Below are 20,125 nucleotides of genomic sequence, written 5' to 3' on the forward strand. Positions count from 1 at the left end.
GTCCCTGGGTCCCGTCCACCGCTCTCGCAACAAGAACGGTAGAGACAAGCAAGGGCTCGACGCCGGAACCATAAGTTCCGGAGTCGGGCCCTTTGCTGTTCCCGGGCGAGCCGTTGTGGTGTTTGCGGTCTTAGCGGCGTTGCGGAAGAAGTCCCCTGACTGCGCGCCAGGATCTGGCAATCCCTCGCCCCGTCCGCCGGAACAGGGACCCCACCGCGCGGAAGGGGGCACCGAGTGCGTGGAACCACCGGCGCATGAGCGACGGCGGCAGCCAGTTGGCGCGGAAGCGAACCAGCCAGCTGGTATTGTTCCGCAACGATTCACGCACGACGGCGATCCTGGCCGCCGCCGGCGAGGCGGCCTCCATCGGGCGACCATAACGTTGCCGTTCGAAGTCCGCGGTGAGTGAAGCGACGGCGGCATGAGCGGCGTCGTCGAGACCTCCGGCCTCACCCAGAATGGAACTTGAACGGAGCCGGGCGGAAAAGTGCCTTGGCGTCTCACTGGGCGTGGACGGCACCCCATAATCCGTGGCGAGGTCCTGCAACTCTGCCCATGCGAGGGCAGCGGAATCATGGTGACCCCGTGATGCCCGATCCGCTGGTTCCTTGGGATTTAGCCGGCGGCGTCGCCGGATTACCCTGCTCAGCCTCGGCGAGCCAAGGAAAGCCGCGAGCAACAGCACTGCCGAAATAGTGGCAATAACCGTTGGCAGGGGGTCACTTGGAGCAGAGCCGGCAGTTTGCGCGTCGCCTCCCGGCAGCGGAACAGTGGTCGGAGGAGGCGTCACTGCGGTGCCTGGAACGTCCTTCTCGTCAGCATTGGTGCTCAAGCCGCCCGGGACTGAGGACTCGGTGGCATACTCCGGAACAACGCCGCGCGATGGGGTCGGCTCAAAGGGTACCCACCCCAGTCCTTCAAAATAGAGCTCGGGCCATGCATGGGCGTCACGGGCGTCTACCTCATACTCCGGGAACGATCCCTGACCTACCAAGGCGACAGTTTCGCCCGTAAGCCGGCCGGGCGCGTATCCCACTGCGATGCGGCTGGGGATGCCCTCCACTCGGGCCATGACCGCCATGGCGGAGGCGAAGTGGACGCAATAGCCGCTCTTGACCGCCAGGAAGTCCGCCAGCACAGACAGCCCGTTGCCGTCATAGCCGTTTTGGACCGGAGCCTGAAGGGAGTACGTGAATTCACTGGAGCGCAAGTATTTCTGGATGGCCAGCGCCTTGGCGTAGTTGTTGCCTGCTGAAGACGTCACTTGCTCCGCAGTCTGGCGCACAATGCTTGGCAGGTTCCCTGGAACGCGGAGGAAATCCTCCGAAATGGACTTTGGCTTACCCGTGGCTTGGGACAGTGCCTGTGCCGTGATCTTGGGTGCGGCCGAGAAGACCACATACCGTTGTGCCAGTGTGCTGGTCTCGGTGCTCATGATGCTCAGGGTGGCTGGATCCCAGGTCCAACGGCCGTTCAGCCCATTAACGGAGACGGGGGCGAACGGTGCCGGTAAGTAAGGGCTGGTGAACAAACCCGCGTTGATGGACGTCACCGCATTCACGACTTCTCCCTGGATGGAGTAGCCCGGCTCTATCCGGTCCACCCCGCTCCGCCTTGACGCGGAGCGGTCATCGGGAGCCCAGGTTTCGCCGTCGAAGTGGTCAATGGTGACGGACCTCAGGTAAGTGGCGGCGCTGGAACTAGTGGAGTACGTGATGCGTCCTGCCCCCGTGGGACTCCGCAGGCTGTTACCCAGGGTGATCATCGGATTCAGGCCGTTCGAGGTACCCCAGGGGCTTAGCCGCGAACCTTGCGGGAAGGTGCCGGTTTCAAACCCTGGAATCGCCAATGGAACAACCAACGCCAAACCCAGTGCCAGTGCGCCCGTCACCAGGGAGCGCCTGATCTGGCCGGAACTTCGTGGTGCTCCGGACTGCAGCCTCGCATCAGGGGCGAACCAATGGCTGCAACCAAGAACCAGCAGATATCCCACGGTGGCCCCAACAAAACCTGCGACACCTACGCTTTGCGGCTTGATGGTTGCCGGAACCACCATGACGGCGAGGAGGCCGATTCCACTGGCTGCCGGCATCGATAGCGGCACTGCCAGAGCGTCAATCAGGATCACCAGCAGTCCCAGGCAGGCGCAGGTGACGAAGACAATCCCAGCGTTGGGTGCCACTGGAGCACTCTCCGACACAACTGTCTCTGCGGCGCGCTTGATGAGCCGGCCTACCGCGGTAAACGTCCCGGTGGTGGGGACAAAGCCCAGGAAGCTGTCCTGCCGGCAGAAGGTGAAACTGAGTATCCCGGCCAACGCGGCCAAGGAGCCCAACGTGGTAAGCAGAGGCTGGATCCGGAGGGTCCTGAGGATGGCCAGCGTCAGGGCCACAGCCACAACGGTGGTGATCAGGGGCATGAACCAGGCCCAACCCCTGAACACTCCATTCAGTGATAGAGCTGAACCGAGAACGGCCACGGCCACCGAACCGGCCATGATCCACGGGTAGAGGCCGGGCGGCTGGGCTCGCTGTGGGGGAGGAGTGGGGGCGTCTCCGCCAGCCCCCTGTTGCGGTAGGCCTCGCGGGTACGTTGAGGGGGACCCACGATGGGACGTGGCGGTCATCGTGGCACCGCCGCTCCGCGCCGTACGTCCATTGCCGCACTGGCGGCTAGGACTATTCCGCCTTCGTCGAAGCCGGACCAGGCCGCCGTCAGTGGCGTCTTCGACGTGACGGAGACAGCTTTCCAGCCGCCTTGCCTCAAGGTTTCCAGGACATCGTCCTTGTTGCGGGAGTCATGGTTGCGGGAGTCCGGGTTGCGGGACTCGTTATTGCTTTGAGGGTCCGTGACTACTATCGCGAAGGCATTGGCGCCATAGCCGGCCGCGGGAGCAAGGGCCTTGGCCTCGGCCAGGGTCAGGTTGCCAAGCAAGGCAAGGAGCGGGCCGCGCAAACGATGTGCGGCGAGCTTGTCCATCAGGCGGTCGTCGAAGACGGAATCAACGTTTTCCTGGCCCGGTACCTCCGCTGCCCCATTTAGACGGTGAACCGTAGAACCAGAGGGTTCACGGGAGCGCTGTTCATGCTCCGGACTACCTTCTCCCGTGCGGTGGTGTTCAGCCCTGTGGTGGTCAACCCAGTGGTGTTTTGGTCCGCTCAACTCAATGGCGGCCAAGCCTTCGGCAATGGCATGAAGGCCGGCGACGCCACTGAACTCTTCCACGCCCGGGTCCGGTGCCGACGGCGAGCGAATGAAGGCCGGGCTACCGAAGGCGTCCAGGACGCGCAGCGAGTAGTTCCGTTCGGCCAAGTGCGCGCTGATGGACATCGCCGCTGTTACAACCCACTCAAAATTCGGGCTGGTCACGAGGTCGGAGTCGTCGTCGTGCGAGCTGAAAACCGAGCTACTGCCGGAGGCGAAGGCCGCGAAACGTTGGTCAAGGATGATGGTGGCTTCCGGAGTGGTGACCGATTCCTCCTGGCGGACCATGAGCTGTCCGTGCCGCGCCGTGGCGGGCCAGTGGACGCGGCGCATGGGATCCCCATGCCGGTATTCGCGCGTCATGATGTCGTCGTCGCTGGGATTCGCCCTGATACGGGTGGCCGTTACGCCATCGTTCCCACGCGCCCCGGCGAGTCCCGTTACGGGAAGTTCGACGGCGGCCGGCGTCACAGTGAGGAGGTCGCCGTCGTCGATGGCATGACGCCGCAACGACAAGCCGAAGGGGTCGCTGAACTCGGCAGTAACAGGACCTATGCGGAACTGTCCCCGCTTGCCGGACCGCAGATGGTATTCGTAGCGGCTGGTGCCGCCTGTTGCAGTCCGCGCCGGGAAGCGGAAAGCCGGCGGATCGCCGAACCGTGGAGGCAACTGTTCCTCCATGATCACGTGGCCTGTGGAGAACGTGGACCTGGCAACAGCCAGGCGAACGGTGGTGGCGGTGGACGTTTCCACGGTGGAGGGATTGAATTCCCGGTACACCTGGAACTTGGGTTTCAGCACCCGGACTCCGGCCAGCGCAACCAAGGGAAGTATCAACAAAAATACGGCCAGAGTCAGGAGATCGCGCCTGCCCATAATGTACGCACATACGAGCGAGAGGACCCCGGCGGCGAGCAATCCCCATCCGCGGCTGGTAAACAAATGCTTGGGGAGCCGATCCACGAGTGCCATGCCCGCTGTCTCCTATGCGCTTTGCTTGTCCCTGCGCCACGCGCCAGGCGGTTCCTGGGCGACCGGGAGGGAAGCGAGGATGCCCCGCAGGACGGTTTGGGGAGTATCGCCGGAACTCGCGGCCTTCCGGTCCAGGATGATGCGGTGGGCGAGTACCGATTCGGCAACGTCCACGACGTCGTCGGGAAGAACAAAATCGCGTCCATCCAACGCTGCCGTGGCCTTCGCGGCGCGCAGCAACTGCAGCAAGGAGCGGGGACTGGCGCCGAGTCGAAGGCGGACACTTTCACGGGTGGCCCGGCCAATGGCAACCGTGTATTCCTTGATGGCCGTGGACACGTAAACCTGCTGGACGGCTGCAATCATGGCTGCCACATCGGCCGCTGTGACCACCGGGGTTACGTTGATCAAAGGAGAGGACGCCTGATGCGTTTCCAGCATCTCGATCTCGGCATCCCTATCCGGATAGCCCATGGAAATCCTGGCCATGAAGCGGTCGCGCTGGGCCTCGGGCAGCGGATAGGTGCCCTCCATTTCGATGGGATTCTGCGTTGCCACCACCATGAACGGCAATCCCAGCTGGTACGAGTGCCCGTCCACAGTCACCTGATGCTCTTCCATGCACTCCAGGAGCGCGGACTGGGTCTTGGCCGAGGCACGGTTGATTTCGTCGCCGATCACGATGTTCGCGAACACGGCACCTGGCCGGAACTCGAACTGCCGCGAAGACTGATTGTAGATGGACACGCCCGTCACATCAGAGGGCAAAAGGTCCGGGGTGAACTGGATACGGGACACTGTGCAGTCCACGGTCCGGGCCAGTGTCTTTGCCAGCAGGGTCTTGCCAACCCCGGGCACATCCTCCAGCAGGAGATGGCCCTGGGCCAGGAGAACCGTCAGTGCAAGCTTTGCTGCATCTGCCTTGCCATCGATGACCTTGCTGATGGATGCCAGGATGCGCTCGCTGGCATCGTGGAAACGTTCCGCGTCCATGACCTGCGGCTTGTGTCCGTTGAGCGCCGCGGCGTCCCGGGGCAGCGCACTGTACGCCTCGCCCTGAAGTCGGGTAGGTTCAACGGTGACTTGTCGCTTGGACTCCATGGATTGCCCTTCAGCCGTGGCCAACGCCGGTGTCGGCCGTCTGTCCGTTCCAGACTACCCAGACTTTGGCCGTCCCTGACATAGTGCTCCGGGAATTTATGTGCCAACTGGAATTTGTCTCCAAGCATGGGGGACCGCGGTCCGATTAAGGTGGGAACATGTGCAATTCCCTCGCCCCCGCTCCCTACCGCGCGTCCTCTGGTGCAACAGAAGCATCGGATTCCCGCAAAGAGTACCCGCCACCCCCGGAACCGCTTCCCGTACCGGTGATGGACAATCACACGCACTTGGACTTCCGGCATGGATTGATCGAAGTCGGCGTTGCGGATGCCATGGATGCCGCCGAGGCTGTTGGTGTCCAAGGGGCCATCCAGGTTGGCTGCGACCTGGAATCGTCCCGCTTCACAGTGCAAGCTGTCCAGGCCGATGCCCGCTTGTTGGGAGCCGTTGCCATCCACCCCAACGACGCACCCGCCTACGCGGGGCGGGGGGAACTGGAATCGGCGCTGGCAGAGATCGAGGAACTGGCCGGCCACCCACGGATCCGTGCCATCGGCGAGACAGGATTGGACTTCTTCCGAACCCACGGTGAGGGCCTGACACATCAGCGGTATTCCTTCCGGAGGCACATCGACATCGCCAAGCGGCTTGGCCTCACGCTGCAGATCCACGACCGCGACGCCCACGATGACGTGGTGCAGGTGCTGAACGAGGAAGGCGCCCCTGAGCGGGTGGTTTTCCACTGCTTCTCCGGCGACGAGGAACTGGCCCGCATCTGCAATGACAATGGCTGGTACATGTCTTTTGCGGGGACCATGACGTTCAAGAATGCGGGCAACCTCAGGGCAGCGTTGGCTATTGCCGAGCCCAGCCGGATCCTGGTGGAAACAGATTCGCCATTCCTCACGCCACACCCGTACCGTGGCCGGCCAAATGCGAGCTACATGGTGCCATACACCGTTCGCTCGATGGCGGAAGTGACAGAAGATGACCTTTCAGAACTTTGCGCCAGGCTTGCTCAAAATACCGTAAATGCCTACGGATCGTGGGGCTGAAACGGGCTGTTCGAATCCCTCTGGGACTGACGGCGATGAATACCCGGTATGTAGAATTCTTGGTCCGTTTATAACGGATCGGTTACTGTGTACAACAAGTAGCCGGGGTCGGGGAAGGCCTTCGGACAACTGGCCCGGATCCGTCCGGGCTCTTTAGTTGAATGTATTTGGCGGCGCAGATGCCGGCAGCAGAGGGTGGGACCAGGCTTTTTTGCCTGGCCCCTCAGTTTTGCGGCTGGCATTATTTTTTGCGCTTTTCCCCGTGCCCGGATGGTCTGAGAGTTATGGGCAATCGTGATCAAGTTCTTCACAACGGATGGCAAGTTCAGCTTTCTCAAAGTCGGTGCCCAGTTGCTGGTTGTTGTAGCACTGGTGGTCGGTGTAGTCGCCTTCGTCGGCAACAACAAGACAATCACCTTGAATGTTGATGGCAAGGTGAGCTCCATCCAGACCTTCGGCGGCACAGTTGACCAAGTGGTCAAAGCAGCCAAGGTCGAGCTGAAGGACGCAGACCGTGTTTCACCGGACCTTGATAGCCAGGTGGAAAACGGCTCGGTGGTCAATATCAACCTCGCCAAGGCCGTCTCCATCGAATTGGACGGCGCCCGCAAGACCGTCAACACCAACGCGCCGGACGTCGCCGGCCTGGTGAGTGAACTGGGAGTCGCCAGCTCCTCCGAAATCTCCCAGCCGAAGGACGCCTCCCTGGCTGTTACCGGCTCCTTCGTTTCCATCTCCACGCCCAAGACGATCAGCTTGGTAGCTGACGGCAAGGACACCAGCACCACCACGACGGCGCCCGACGTCGCAACCGTCCTGAAGGACGCCGGAGTCACCTTGGGTGCCAGCGACCGCGTCTCCCAGCCCGGCAACGCACCGGTCATCCAGGACATGGTGATCAAGGTCTCCCGCGTGGACACCAGCAAGACCGCCGACGCCACTGAGGAAGTGCCGTTCGAAAGCGTCAGCACCGATAGTGCCGATCTCTACAAGGGCGACGAGAAAGTGACCCAAAAGGGCGTTGCAGGTTCCGTTGTGAAGACGTTCAAGCTGGTCCTGGTGGATGGCCGGGAAGCTTCCCGCACCCTTGTATCCAGCAATGTCACCACCCAGCCTGTCACCGAAAAGATCGCGGTCGGAACCAAGGCCCGCCCCGTCGCTGCCAAGGTTGCCACTTCCAGTGGTCCCACCGGCGCCCCGAACGAAGCCATGTGGGACAGGATCGCCCAGTGTGAGTCCGGCGGGAACTGGTCCATCAACTCCGGCAACGGATACTATGGCGGGCTGCAGTTCTCCAGCCCCACGTGGTTGGCCAATGGGGGCGGCGCCTACGCCCCCACCGCCAACCTTGCGACCAAAGCACAGCAGATTGATATCGCCAACCGCCTCTACGCCAGGAACGGCCTCAGCGACTGGGGCTGCGCGCACGCAGCCTGACCCCGCACAGGCGATACGATACCTAGGTGACTGAACCGAATTCCGAACCCGCCGCCGTCGTGCCTTTGATGGGCGCCACAGACATCCGACGGTTAGCCGAGGAAATCGGTGTCCGCCCTACCAAGACCTTGGGCCAGAACTTTGTCATTGACGGTAATACGATCCGCAGGATTGTCTCAGCCGCCAATATCGACGCCGGGGAAACCGTCCTTGAGGTGGGTCCAGGTCTGGGCTCCCTGACGCTGGGCCTGCTGGACGCGGCGCGCACTGTTGTTGCAGTCGAAATCGATCCCGTGCTCGCCAGGAAGCTCCCCGAAACTGTTCGTGCATGGCGGCCCGAGGCTGAAGACAACTTCCACCTGGTCCTCTCGGACGCCATGAGGGTCACGGAACTGCCAGTGCAACCGACAGCACTGGTGGCCAACCTCCCGTATAACGTGGCCGTCCCTGTGGTGCTTCACTTGCTGCAACACTTCCCGAGCCTGCAGCATGGCCTGGTCATGGTGCAGGATGAGGTCGCAGACCGCCTGGCAGCAACTCCTGGAAGCAAGATCTACGGCGTGCCCTCGGTCAAGGCCGCATGGTACGGGCACATGCGCAAGGCCGGCGTGATCGGCATGAACGTGTTTTGGCCCGCTCCGAAGATCCACTCAGGACTCGTTGCTTTTACGCGTCATGACCCACCCGCCACCCACGCCACCCGGGAGCAAGTGTTTGCTGTCATTGACGCCGCGTTTGCCCAGCGTCGTAAGACCCTCCGTGCCGCTTTGGCTGGATGGGCAGGCAGTGCGGCAGAGGCCGAACGGTGCCTCGTTGCCGCAGGCGTTGATCCCACAGCCCGGGGCGAGGTCCTGGACATCGCTGCCTACGTCCGGATCGCCGAAGCCCGCCACCCAGCGGACGCATGAGTCCGAACACCCGCAAACCCAGCGGCCTGCCATACGCAGGCGATCGCTTCCATGCCCGAACTGTCCGGGTCAAAGCGCCGGGGAAGATCAACGTTTCCCTGAGCGTTGGTCCGTTGCGCCCTGACGGCTACCACTCCGTGGCAAGCGTCTACCTGGCCGTTTCCTTGTACGAGGAAGTGGCGGCCACCAGCACCGAAGCTGAGGGAATTACCGTCAGCATCAGCCCCAAAAGCACGCTGGACCTGGACGGCGTCGACATTCCCCTGGACGAAAGCAACTTGGCCTACAAGGCCGCAGCCATCATGGCAGAGCTGTCCGAGAAACCAACCGGCGTCCACCTTGAAATCACCAAACGCGTGCCGGTTGCCGGAGGTATGGGTGGGGGCTCCGCCGACGCCGCCGCTACGTTGCTTGCCTGCGATGCCCTGTGGAACAGCGGCCTTTCCCGCGAGGAACTTGCCCACCTGGCAGCCGAACTGGGCGCGGACGTTCCGTTCTCGCTCCTGGGCGGGACCGCCGTCGGACTCGGTGTTGGCGACAAATTGTCACCCGCGCTTGCGAAGGCACAAATGGATTGGGTGCTGGTATTTGCCGACTACGGCCTCTCCACGCCCGACGTTTTTCACACGCTGGACGGACTCCGCGACTCCGAAGGCGTGGAAATCCCCGAACCCGTAGACGTTGACCCCACAATCCTCCAGGCCCTGCGCCACGGCGATCCCGAGACCCTCAGCCGGGTGCTGATCAACGATCTCCAGCGGGCATCCATCGCCCTGGCCCCACAGCTCCGGGACACCATCGGCCTGGGCGAAGCTCGCGGCGCCCTGGCAGGCATGGTGTCCGGGTCCGGGCCCACCATCGCACTGCTTGCCAGGGACTCGGTGTCCGCCAGCGTCCTCGCTGAAGAGCTGACCCATCGAGGCCACACAGCAGTCGCCGTCCACGGACCCGTGCCCGGCGCCCGGATCATCTCCGATACCCTCCTTTAGTAGCTCCCGCATTCCAGCAGTAGAAAGTAGTACCCATTGGCCCACCTGCTTGGCGGCGAAAACCTCACCGTTTCGTTCGCGACCCGCACTGTCCTCGACGGCGTCACCCTCGGTTTGGAGGATGGCGACCGCATCGGCATGGTCGGCCGCAACGGTGACGGAAAATCAACCCTCATGCGTTTGCTCGCCTTGCGCTCGACGCCCGACTCCGGCCGCGTCACCAAACGCGGGGACGTCAACGTCGGCTACCTCGACCAAGGCGACGTGCTCGACGGCGACCTGACAGTCGGCGCTGCGATCGTCGGCGACCGCGCGGACCACGAATGGGCGGCCAACCCCAAGATCCGCGAAGTCATGGGCGGACTGGTAGGGGATGTCGACTGGCACGCCAACGTCCATGCCCTCTCCGGCGGGCAGAAACGCCGTGTCGCGCTGGCCAAGCTCCTCATCGAAGACCACGACGTCATCATGCTGGACGAACCCACCAACCACCTCGACGTCGAGGGCGTGGCCTGGCTGGCAAAGCACCTCAAGACGCGCTGGCGCGCCAACCAAGGCGCGTTCCTGGTGGTCACCCACGATCGCTGGTTCCTTGACGAAGTTTGCAACTACACCTGGGAAGTCCACGACGCCATGGTGGACATGTTCGACGGCGGATACGCCGCTTACGTTTTGGCGCGCGCAGAGCGCGACCGGACGGCCGCCGTCGTCGAAGGTAAACGCCAGCAGCTCGTCAAAAAGGAACTGGCGTGGCTCAGGCGCGGCGCCCCGGCCCGGACTGCCAAGCCCAAGTTCCGGATCGAAGCCGCCAACGACCTCATTGCAGACGTACCGGATCCCCGGGACTCCGTCGCCCTCAGCAAGATGGCAACCGCGCGGCTGGGCAAGGATGTGCTGGACCTCGAGAACGTGACCCTTGATTTTGTCGACGGGGCGGACGGGCAGAAACTCTTCGACAACATCACCCTGCGGCTCGCCCCTGGCGAACGACTTGGTTTGGTGGGCGTCAACGGGGCTGGCAAGTCCACGCTGCTCAAGCTTCTCAACGGCGAAATCCAGCCCACGTCCGGGAAAGTCAAACGCGGTAAGACCGTGGTCACCGCCGTGCTCACCCAGGACGTGAAGGAGCTCGACGACGTCTCGGACCTGCGCGTTATTGAGGTCATTGAGCGGGAAAAACGCTCCTTCAGCGTAGGCGGTAAGGAATTCACCGCCGGCCAGCTCGTGGAGCAGCTCGGGTTCACCAAGGAAAAGCAGTGGACACCCGTCAGCGACCTCTCCGGTGGTGAACGCCGTCGACTCCAACTCCTGCGGCTTCTGGTAGGCGAGCCCAACGTACTGATGCTCGACGAGCCGACCAATGACCTCGACACCGACACCCTGGCCGCCGTCGAAGATGTCCTGGACGGTTGGCCCGGAACGCTGGTGGTGGTCAGCCACGACCGGTACCTTCTGGAGCGCGTCACGGACAACCAGATGGCCCTCCTTGGCGATGCCAAACTCCGCGGCTTGCCCGGCGGTGTGGACCAGTACCTCGAACTGCGCGAGGCGGCGCTGGCTTCCGGCGCCGTTGGCGGCGGCTCGGGTGCTCCCACTTCTGCGAGTGGCGGTGCTTCTGCACCTGTTGCTTCGGGCGCCAGCGAAGCCGAAAAGCGTGAAGCCCGCAAGGACCTCAACAGGATCGACCGCCAGCTCGGCAAGATCGCACAGCAGGAGGAAAAGCTGCACACCCAAATGGCCGCGAAGTCCGAATCCGGCGACTTCGACGCGCTGAGCGAACTCAACGCAAAGCTCCAGGAACTCCTGGGGGAGAAAGAAGGCCTGGAGCTCGAATGGCTGGAGGCCGCCGAAACCCTCGGCGAGTAGTTTCGTAGCGCGGGGCCGGCTGTAAACATCCTCTGCGTGCTGCTCCTTCGTCGCTTTGACGCACGCTGCCGGATGTTTACAGCCGCCGATGCTGCCCGCCGTCGGTTCAGATGCGGCGGGGGTTGGGGGGGGTATTGGGCTGGTTCGTACCCCGCTTTGACGCACGCTTCCGGATACCCGCCGCCCCGCCCCTGAACGTTCTCTCACGTCCTGCCCATTTTTGGCGGATGCTCTCTCACGTCCTGCCCATTTTTGGCGGATGCTCTTTCATTTCCCGCATAGGGCCTGCCTCTGCCAACCCCTGGATCCACCGTTTATCCGACACTCCCCAAGCCAGCGACGAGAGTCCGACCGCAGCGGCCCCGGGTGGGGATGTGAGAGAGCGTGGGGGGAGACGGGTGGGGATGTGGGAGAGCGTGGGGGGAGACGGGTGGGGATGTGAGAGAGCGTGGGGGGAGACGGGTGGGGTTGTGAGAGAGCGTGGGGCGAAAGACGTGGGGATGTGAGAGAGCGTGGGGAAAAACGCCGCAGGATGTGAGAGAGGGATGGGGGTCAGCCGTCGGAGCGGAGCTCGGGCTCCTTCTGCAGCCCCGTCAGTCCGTTCCACGCCAGGTTCACCAGGTGAGCTGCCACCGCGCGTTTGTCCGGCACACGGCTGTCCAGCCACCATTGGCCTGTCATCGCGACCATTCCCACGAGCATCTGAGCGTACATTGCGCCGTCGGCAGCGCTGAATCCGCGGCGGGCGAATTCGTCGGAGAGCAGGTGTTCCACCCGGGCGGTGACGTGGGAGAGCAACGTGGAGAAGGCGCCTTCGGGCTGGGAAGGCGGTGCGTCGCGCATGAGGATCCGGAAGCCGTCGGTGCGGTCTTCGATGTAGCCAAGGAGTGCCAATGCTGCCCGCTCCACCAGGACGCGGGGTTTGGCCTCCGTGCTCAGTGCCTCGGTGATGGAGTCCAGTAGGATCCGGAATTCGGTTTCGACAACCTGCCGGTAGAGGCCTTCCTTGGACCCAAAGTGCTCGTAGATCACGGGCTTGGAGACGCCCGCACTGGCGGCAATTTCTTCAATTGTGGTGCCGTCCAGGCCCTTCGCTGCGAAGAGCGCCCGGCCAATGCCGATGAGCTGGGAGCGGCGCTGTTGTCCCGTCATCCGCAACCGTACAGGGCGGTCTCCCAGGGGCTTGAGGCCGGCTGGGGGCCGGGAAAGTTCAGTGCGCTTGCTCACGTGTCCATCATGCCCTAACCCGCCGCACGGCTGGTCGGGAAGCGCCGTAACAGGGCATCTGGAGACCCGTCGCAGCGGGTCAAGTCGCGAACCATGCAAAGGTCATGGCAAACTAGATTCTTGTGTGTGCATCCCGGTGATCCGGGAAACCGTCAGGCCCTGCCGCCTGGGGGTGCAAGCATGCGCGGTCCGCTCTGGTGTAATGGCAGCACCCCGGCCTTTGGAGCCGTGGAGTATAGGTTCGAATCCTATGGGCGGAACGGTCGGAAAATGCGCTCCACTCTGTACCTGGAACAGCTCGAACGGTGCCTGGGTCCATAGTTGGAATGGCAGCATTCCGAAGCCGGGTTACCCGGGACAAAACCGAGCAAGGAGAGCCAGTACGTGAGCCCCGAAACCACCGGTCCCGCAGCAGTCATCGTCTTGGCTGCAGGTGCCGGAACGCGAATGAAGTCGCGGACTCCCAAAATTCTCCACGAAATCGGCGGCCTCTCCATGGTGGGTCACGCGCTCCTCGCCGCCCGTTCCATCAAGCCCCTGAAGCTGGCCCTAGTTGTCCGACACGAGCGCGATCGCGTCGCAGAACACGTCTCCGCGCTGGATCCGGAAGCCGTGATCGTTGACCAGGACGAGATCCCCGGTACGGGACGCGCGGTGGAGGTTGCCCTCAAGGCCCTCGACGCCGAAGCGGAGCTCACCGGCACTGTGGTTGTCACCTACGGGGATGTGCCCCTCCTGACCGGCGAATTGCTGGGCGAACTCGTGGCCACGCATGAAGCCCAGAGCAACGCCGTTACGGTGCTCACCGCAGTATTGGACGACGCCTCGGGCTACGGCCGCATCCTTCGCGCCGAAGACGGCACAGTCACCGGCATCCGCGAGCACAAGGATGCCAGCGAAGCCGAGCACACCATCCTTGAGGTCAACTCTGGTATTTACGCCTTCGACGCCGCTGTGCTCCGCAACGCGCTGAAGCAGGTCACCACTGACAACGCGCAGGGCGAGATGTACCTCACCGATGTCCTCGGCCTGGCGCGCGACGCCGGTGGTCGGGTTGCCGCCGTCGTCACCCAGGACCGCTGGCAGGTTGAGGGCGCCAACGACCGCATCCAGCTTTCCGCGCTAGGCGCCGAGCTGAATCGCCGCATCATCGAGTCCTGGATGCGGGCGGGCGTGACCGTGGTGGATCCTTCCACCATCTGGATCGATTCCACGGTGACGCTCGATGAAGACGTCCGCTTGCTGCCCAATACGCAACTGCACGGTTCCACCACGGTGGCGAGGGACGCCGTCGTGGGTCCCGATACGACGCTGACGGACGTCAACGTTGGCGAAGGGGCCAAAGTGACCCGCACGCATGGCTCAGGTTCCACTATCGGCGCCAAAGCAAGCGTTGGACCGTTCACGTACCTCCGCCCCGGCACGGTACTGGGGGAGACAGGCAAGATCGGCGCCTTCTACGAAACCAAGAACGTGACCATCGGCCGTGGTTCCAAGCTCTCCCACCTCGGGTACGCAGGTGACGCTGAAATCGGCGAGGACACCAACATCGGCTGTGGCAACATCACCGCGAATTACGACGGCGAGAAGAAGCACCGCACGGTGATCGGCTCGGGTGTGCGGACTGGTTCAAACACTGTCTTCGTGGCTCCGGTGACTGTGGGTGATGGCGCCTACAGCGGCGCCGGTGCCGTCGTCCGCAAAGACGTCCCGCCGGGAGCCCTCGCCCTTAGCCTGGCCGCACAACGAAACGTCGAAGGTTGGGTGCAAGACAACCGCCCGGGCACTGTCTCCGCGAAGCTGGCGCAGGCCGCGCAGGACTCCCTGCTGACCCCCGCCCCCACATCCTCACAATCTCCAGCAACCACAGAAGAGGGCAAACAGGCATGAGCGAAATTACCGCACACGGCGAGAAGAAATTGATTCTCGCCGCCGGAAGGGCACATCCGGAGCTGGCGCAGGAAATCGCGAAGGAGCTGGAGACCGAGCTCCTGCCCATCGACGCCTATGACTTCGCCAATGGGGAAATCTATGTCCGTTCAGCCGAGAGCGTGCGTGGCACGGATGCCTTCGTCATCCAGGCCCACCCGGCCCCGTTGAACAACTGGCTCATGGAGCAGTTGATCATGATCGACTCCCTCAAGCGCGCCTCTGCCAAGAGGATTACGGTTGTTTCACCGTTCTACCCGTACTCCCGCCAGGACAAGAAGGGCCGCGGCCGCGAGCCCATTTCCGCCCGCCTGGTAGCGGACCTGTACAAGACCGCCGGTGCGGACCGCATCATGTCCGTGGACCTGCACACCTCCCAGATCCAGGGCTTCTTCGATGGCCCCGTTGACCACCTGATGGCGATCCCGCTGCTTGCCGACTACATTCGCACCAAGGTGGAGGCGGACAACATCACCGTTGTTTCGCCGGACACCGGCCGCGTCCGCGTGGCCGAACAGTGGGCGGAACGACTGGGCGGTGCCCCGCTGGCATTCGTTCACAAGAGCCGCGACCTCACGGTGCCCAACCAGGCCGTCTCCAAGACCGTTGTTGGCCAGGTTGAAGGCCGCACCTGCGTGCTTATTGACGACATGATCGACACCGGTGGAACCATCTCCGGCGCCGTCCAGGTCCTGAAGAACGCTGGCGCCAAGGATGTCATCATCGCGTGCACGCACGCCGTTTTCTCGGACCCCGCAGCGCAGCGCCTCGCTGATTCCGGCGCACGCGAAGTTGTTGTCACCAACACCCTGCCCATCCCGGCAGAGAAGCGCTTCCCGCAGCTCACGGTGCTGTCCATCGCACCGTTGATCGCGCGCGCCATTCGTGAAGTGTTCGACGACGGTTCCGTCACCAGCCTGTTCGACGGCAAAGCCTGACGCCGGACTGCTGACATCACGGGTCATCCGCTGCCTCCAGGGCGTGCGGATGGCCCGTTTTCAGTAATGCAGGCATCCGCTGGTAAACTCTTGGGGATACCTTGGCGAGGGAGAGCACATCCGGTGCGCGTTTTGAACCGGAATTGCGGGTCTCCGTTATCGACTGGGTCTGCATCTCCTTCGACACAGGCGGGCTTTGCTGCTGGACAGCAACGATCGCCGGGCGTAGAAGGTCCACAGACCTCCGCCCTTGCTGATCGACTTGTCCGGAATTTCCCGGACGCCACAGTAATCAAGGAGTACACATGTCTGAGCAGAAGCTCACCGCAGAACTGCGCACCGAATTCGGCAAGGGTTTTGCCCGCCGTGCACGCATGGCCGGCCAGATCCCGGCTGTCATCTACGGCCACGGCGCAGAGCCGATCCACATCAACCTGCCCGGCCGCGCCACCACGCTGGCTGTCCGCGTTTCCAACGCCCTGCTGGCGATCGACGTCGACGGCGAGCAGCACCTGACGCTCGTCAAGGACATCCAGCGCGACCCGGTTAAGCAGATCATCGAGCACGTTGACCTCCAGACCGTCCAGGCTGGCGAGAAGGTTACCGTTGACATCGCCATCCACGTTTCCGGTGAAGTTGCTCCGGGTGCTGTTGCCAGCCTCGAAGCCACCACGGTTTCCCTTGAGGCCGAGGCAACCCACGTGCCTACCGCCGTCGAGGTTGACATCGAAGGCCGCAAGGCTGGGGAGAACATCCACGCATCGGACCTCGTCCTGCCGAAGGGTTCCACCCTGCTCACTGAAGGCGACACCCTGGTGGTCCGTATCTCCGAGACCGCTTCTGAAGCTGAAGAAGAAACCACGGCAGCAGCTGAGTAGTCTTTGACTATGTAAGGCAAACGCCTTTTGAGTGGCCGGGTACCCCTTGGGTCCCGGCCACTTTCTTCTTCCGTCCCACGCAACTCCGGGACCCCCATCGCTGACCCGATTCCCTGACAAGACTCCCTAGGATGAGACCATGAGTGACACTTGGCTGATAGTTGGCCTCGGCAACCCCGGCAGTGAGTACAGCAACAACCGGCACAACGTGGGCCAGATGGTGCTTGACGAGCTGGCATCGCGGATGGGCGGCAAGTTCAAGACCCACAAGGCCAGGGCCCAGGTAGTAGAGGGTCGGCTGGGGATAGGCGGACCCCGCGTAGTACTGGCCAAGCCGATGACCTACATGAACGTTTCCGGTGGTCCTGTGGCGGGCTTGAGCAATTTCTTCGACATCGCGCCGGACCACGTTATTGCCGTCCATGATGAGATCGACATTCCCTTCAACACGGTCAAGCTCAAGATAGGTGGCGGTGAGGGTGGTCATAACGGCCTCCGCGACATCTCCAAGGCGCTGGCAACAAAGGACTATTTGCGCGTGCGGGTAGGGGTGGGCAGGCCTCCGGGACGTATGGATACCGCTGATTTTGTGCTGCGGGATTTCGCAACGGCCGAGAAGAAGGAATTGCCGTTTCTGCTGGACGAGGCGGCTGACGCGGTGGAACTGCTGGTCAATGAGGGGCTGTTGGCGGCGCAGCAGAAGCATCATGCCGCAAGAACTTGAGCAAATCTTGAGGAAAGCCTGAGGAAAGCCTGATGATTCGAGGCGCCCTTAGCCCTACCAAACTGTCGGCGCCCGGAGGTAGTGTGCATGGTACGCAGGTAAGCGGTGGGGGACTGTCGCGGATGTTGTAGCGAAGGATGCGAATGTCGGCGGAGTTGCTAAACAGAGGCGGTGGAGGCGCAGCGAGGGCTGCGGCTCCGGACCTTGTGGGCGGTCCATCCGATCGGCAAACATGGTCACTGCTGGCCAGGAGCCAGGATCTCTCCCGGGCCACCAAGCACCTTGAGTCCCCGAAATCGTACGGCGTGGTGCTCACGGGCGAACGGGGAATTGGCAAGTCGGGCTTGGCCCGGGCAGTAATTTCTTCCCTTGGCCCCAAAATCCATAGCCTGCAATTGCGCAACACGGTTGCCAATGGCCAGACCCCCTACGGGTGCCTCGGATTCCTCCTGGCGAGACTGCCGTCCGAGGCCGTCAGTTCACCCACGGGCATTCTCCATGCGATTACGTCCCTGATCCGTGCAGAAGCTGCGGGCCGCCAGACTGTCTTCATCGTGGACAATGCTGGCGGTATGGATCCCATGAGTACAGGCGTGCTGCTGAATCTGATGGCCACTGGAACGGCAAAGGTGATCGCCACTGTTCAACGCTCCAGCGATCTCCCCGCTGATTTTCATCGGCTGGTGCTTGAGGAGCAACTGGGCGAGGTCCACCTGAATACGCTTAGTGAAGAACAGACGAAGCAGGTTCTCGGTTCGGTACTGGGCCACTACGTCTCCTCCACGCTGGTGGGCTCACTCCACTCCGCCGTCGGTGGGAATCCGATGCTCCTGCACGCGCTGTTGGATGAGCAACGCCATTCCGGCAACCTCGTCCTGAACGATTCCGTGTGGACGCTCAGGGACCGTATCAAGCTTGAAGGCGCCACCGTTGTGGAGGACTTTGTCCGTTCCAGGTTGGCGCGCGAACCGCAGGCCAACCGGACCGTCGTCGAGGTCCTGGCCTGCGCGCAGCGCGCGACACTGGTGGATCTGGCTGCAATCTTTGGCACAGAAGTGCTTGTGGAGATGGAGGAATCCGGGCTGCTCACCGTTGATCGGAACGGCGAGCACTGGGTTTCCCTTCGCGATGCTTACGTCGGTGAGGTTGTCCGGGGCTGGCTGAGTACGCGGCGGCGTCGCGAGCTGAGGTTGATGCTTCTTGGACCCAAGGAGCCGGAGCTGGGTGGGTTGGCTCCACAGGATCTGCTGAGCTACGCCGCCTGGATGCACGCCTGTGAGGACGAACCGTCTCCGTCGCCAGGGCATGCTCTGGCAGCAGGACGGGCTGCCTTGGATGATTACGATCCCAACTTTGCCATCCAATGCACGCTGTCACTGGATCCGAAGGACCCCGAGTGGGTGGCGGGGCAGCGACTGAAGTCAGCTGCCTACCTCATGCTGGATCTGCCCCTGCACGCTGCCCAGGCCTTGGATGAGGTGTCAGAGGCGCACATTGCAGCTTTGGACCCCATGGAGTTTGCCGAAGTAACAGCTGCGAAATGCCAGGCCATGACATGGATTGACGGCCGTTCGGCAATGGTGCCCGGCGTGATCACGGCGGCAAGTGAAACCTTGGAGGCCATGGTTTCGAATCCGGAGGCCTACGCGCCGGAGCTGATCACGCGGGCCCGGAACAGGCTCCTTCTTTGCAACTACGAATACCAGGCGTATATGGGCGAGTACGCAGCTGTGGCCGAGGACCTGGAAAAGGAACTGGTCAAGGACCCGGCCGATGACCGGGAACACTGGCTGAAGTCCGCGTTCTGCCTCATGGAAACCCGATGCGTGATGGGCCGGGAACTGGAAGCGCAGCAACTGGCACGTACCGTGTCCCGGCAGCTGGGGAACAATGACAGGCCGGCGCAGTTGGAGGAGTCCTTCGCCCGGGAGGCTTTCGGAGTGCTGTTGCTCTCCGGACAATGGCGGAAATGCATCGAGCTCATGCGGCGGACGCCCTCCACACCTTCGCGCCTGCAGTATCGCGGTGCAATCACCGAACTGGGCGTGGGCCTTGCCTACGCCTACGCCGGAAAGCCCTCCAGCGCGATCGAACCGTTGCGCTCCGCCGCCGCCCAGCTTGAGCTTCGCCCGGCCATGAACATGGTCAAGGTTGCCTACGCTGCTACCGCCTTTGCCTATGCACAGCTGGGCAATTCACTCGAAGCCGGACGGTACCTTGACCTGTACCGCACTTGCCGGGGTGTTGGGACATATTTCTCCGAGTCCGTTGCCGAGTTCTGCGCTGAAATGGCAGGGCGATGGATGGGGGACCCGGACGTCAAGCCGCGGCTGCTGGCCAGGGTCCAGCAGGACATCGACAAGCGTCGCTTTACAACGGCCGGGATTTGCCTTTTTGGCGCCACAGTGGAGGGCACGGACGCCGAGTACAAATTGCTGGAGGAAATTGCCGAGAACCGTCAAGGCCCTTTGGCGCAGATCGCCCGCGACCTTGCCCGGGGATCCCTGAAACGGAGTTCGCGTTCTCTCCTGGCTGCCGCCGACGCCGCAGCTGCACTGGATTTGTTGGTGGTGGAAGCCAGGTGCGTGGCCATGGCCTTGGACTTTGCCCGCAATGCCGGTGAAACCACGGCTGCCCGGACCGCGCAGCTTAGGCTTGAGCGTCTGGAACAATCGGTCTCGGCGTTGCCGATCCAACCACGAAGCGACGCACCGGTGTTGACCGAGCGTGAACGGCAAATTGCCAAACTGGCCGGAAAGGGTGTCAGCAATCGTGAAATCGCTATGGATATTGGGGTGTCTGTGCGGACCGTTGAAGGACACCTGTACCAAGTATTTACCAAGCTCGGCGTCTCATCGCGAGGCGAGCTCAATGGTCTCCTGTGAGTTGAGGAGTGT

The 20,125-nt window shown here is 62.8% G+C and carries 14 protein-coding genes and 1 tRNA gene; 11 read left to right on the forward strand and 4 right to left on the reverse strand.

All coding sequences use genetic code 11. From position 1 onward, the window contains the following. Positions 1-130: 130 nt before the first annotated feature. The 3 genes from AB4Z15_RS07520 to AB4Z15_RS07530 are packed head-to-tail and all read right to left on the reverse strand — an operon-like array spanning position 131 to position 5,277. Positions 131-2,626 (reverse strand): transglutaminase TgpA family protein, encoded by a 2,496-nt coding sequence (locus AB4Z15_RS07520; RefSeq protein ID WP_442016771.1) that lies wholly within the window; start codon positions 2,624-2,626, stop codon positions 131-133. After that, positions 2,623-4,176: a DUF58 domain-containing protein gene (locus AB4Z15_RS07525; protein ID WP_442016772.1), complete on the reverse strand. Its 1,554-nt coding sequence runs from the start codon at positions 4,174-4,176 to the stop codon at positions 2,623-2,625. The genes AB4Z15_RS07520 and AB4Z15_RS07525 overlap by 4 nt, the downstream gene beginning before the upstream one ends. Before the next feature lie 12 nt (positions 4,177-4,188). Beyond that, a complete protein-coding gene (locus AB4Z15_RS07530) occupies positions 4,189-5,277 on the reverse strand; it encodes an AAA family ATPase (RefSeq protein ID WP_442016773.1) in 1,089 nt (362 codons plus the stop codon). A 158-nt stretch (positions 5,278-5,435) separates the two neighbouring features. Between AB4Z15_RS07530 and AB4Z15_RS07535 the strand changes: the two genes are divergently transcribed. The 5 genes from AB4Z15_RS07535 (at position 5,436) to AB4Z15_RS07555 (ending at position 11,532) form a co-directional block, all read left to right on the forward strand. Beyond that, positions 5,436-6,332, forward strand: coding sequence for a TatD family hydrolase (locus AB4Z15_RS07535; RefSeq protein WP_442016774.1), 897 nt, complete (start codon positions 5,436-5,438; stop codon positions 6,330-6,332). 294 nt (positions 6,333-6,626) lie between these two features. After that, positions 6,627-7,769 carry a transglycosylase family protein gene (locus tag AB4Z15_RS07540; protein WP_442016775.1) on the forward strand — a complete coding sequence of 381 codons (1,143 nt, stop codon included), beginning with the start codon at positions 6,627-6,629 and terminating at the stop codon, positions 7,767-7,769. A gap of 26 nt (positions 7,770-7,795) precedes the next feature. Further along, positions 7,796-8,677, forward strand: coding sequence for a 16S rRNA (adenine(1518)-N(6)/adenine(1519)-N(6))-dimethyltransferase RsmA (gene rsmA / locus AB4Z15_RS07545; RefSeq protein ID WP_442016776.1), 882 nt, complete (start codon positions 7,796-7,798; stop codon positions 8,675-8,677). Beyond that, entirely contained in the window at positions 8,674-9,666 is a 993-nt protein-coding gene (locus AB4Z15_RS07550; RefSeq protein WP_442016777.1) for a 4-(cytidine 5'-diphospho)-2-C-methyl-D-erythritol kinase, read from the forward strand. The genes rsmA and AB4Z15_RS07550 overlap by 4 nt, the downstream gene beginning before the upstream one ends. A 36-nt stretch (positions 9,667-9,702) precedes the next feature. Further along, complete coding sequence (locus AB4Z15_RS07555) at positions 9,703-11,532, forward strand: ABC-F family ATP-binding cassette domain-containing protein (RefSeq protein ID WP_442016778.1); 1,830 nt, start codon at positions 9,703-9,705, stop codon at positions 11,530-11,532. Between the two features lie 552 nt (positions 11,533-12,084). Here the strand turns inward: AB4Z15_RS07555 and AB4Z15_RS07560 are convergent. After that, entirely contained in the window at positions 12,085-12,684 is a 600-nt protein-coding gene (locus AB4Z15_RS07560) for a TetR/AcrR family transcriptional regulator (RefSeq protein ID WP_442006309.1), read from the reverse strand. A gap of 263 nt (positions 12,685-12,947) precedes the next feature. Here AB4Z15_RS07560 and AB4Z15_RS07565 point away from each other — a divergent pair. The 6 genes from AB4Z15_RS07565 to AB4Z15_RS07590 all read left to right on the forward strand — a co-directional run bounded on the left by AB4Z15_RS07565 (position 12,948) and on the right by AB4Z15_RS07590 (position 20,113). Next, positions 12,948-13,019 (forward strand) — tRNA-Gln (locus AB4Z15_RS07565). Positions 13,020-13,143: 124 nt separating this feature from the next. After that, positions 13,144-14,649, forward strand: coding sequence for a bifunctional UDP-N-acetylglucosamine diphosphorylase/glucosamine-1-phosphate N-acetyltransferase GlmU (gene glmU / locus AB4Z15_RS07570; RefSeq protein WP_442016779.1), 1,506 nt, complete (start codon positions 13,144-13,146; stop codon positions 14,647-14,649). Continuing rightward, a complete protein-coding gene (locus tag AB4Z15_RS07575; protein ID WP_159697849.1) occupies positions 14,646-15,626 on the forward strand; it encodes a ribose-phosphate diphosphokinase in 981 nt (326 codons plus the stop codon). Before glmU ends, AB4Z15_RS07575 begins: the two co-directional genes overlap by 4 nt. A gap of 305 nt (positions 15,627-15,931) precedes the next feature. Next, positions 15,932-16,504 carry a 50S ribosomal protein L25/general stress protein Ctc gene (locus tag AB4Z15_RS07580; RefSeq protein ID WP_442016780.1) on the forward strand — a complete coding sequence of 191 codons (573 nt, stop codon included), beginning with the start codon at positions 15,932-15,934 and terminating at the stop codon, positions 16,502-16,504. A 139-nt stretch (positions 16,505-16,643) separates the two neighbouring features. After that, positions 16,644-17,228 carry an aminoacyl-tRNA hydrolase gene (pth, locus tag AB4Z15_RS07585; protein ID WP_442016781.1) on the forward strand — a complete coding sequence of 195 codons (585 nt, stop codon included), beginning with the start codon at positions 16,644-16,646 and terminating at the stop codon, positions 17,226-17,228. A gap of 143 nt (positions 17,229-17,371) precedes the next feature. After that, positions 17,372-20,113, forward strand: coding sequence for a LuxR C-terminal-related transcriptional regulator (locus AB4Z15_RS07590; RefSeq protein WP_442016782.1), 2,742 nt, complete (start codon positions 17,372-17,374; stop codon positions 20,111-20,113). Positions 20,114-20,125: the final 12 nt, after the last annotated feature.

Origin of the sequence: Paenarthrobacter sp. 2TAF44, from assembly GCF_052114885.1 — a bacterium.
Taxonomy (GTDB): Bacteria; Actinomycetota; Actinomycetes; order Actinomycetales; family Micrococcaceae; genus Arthrobacter.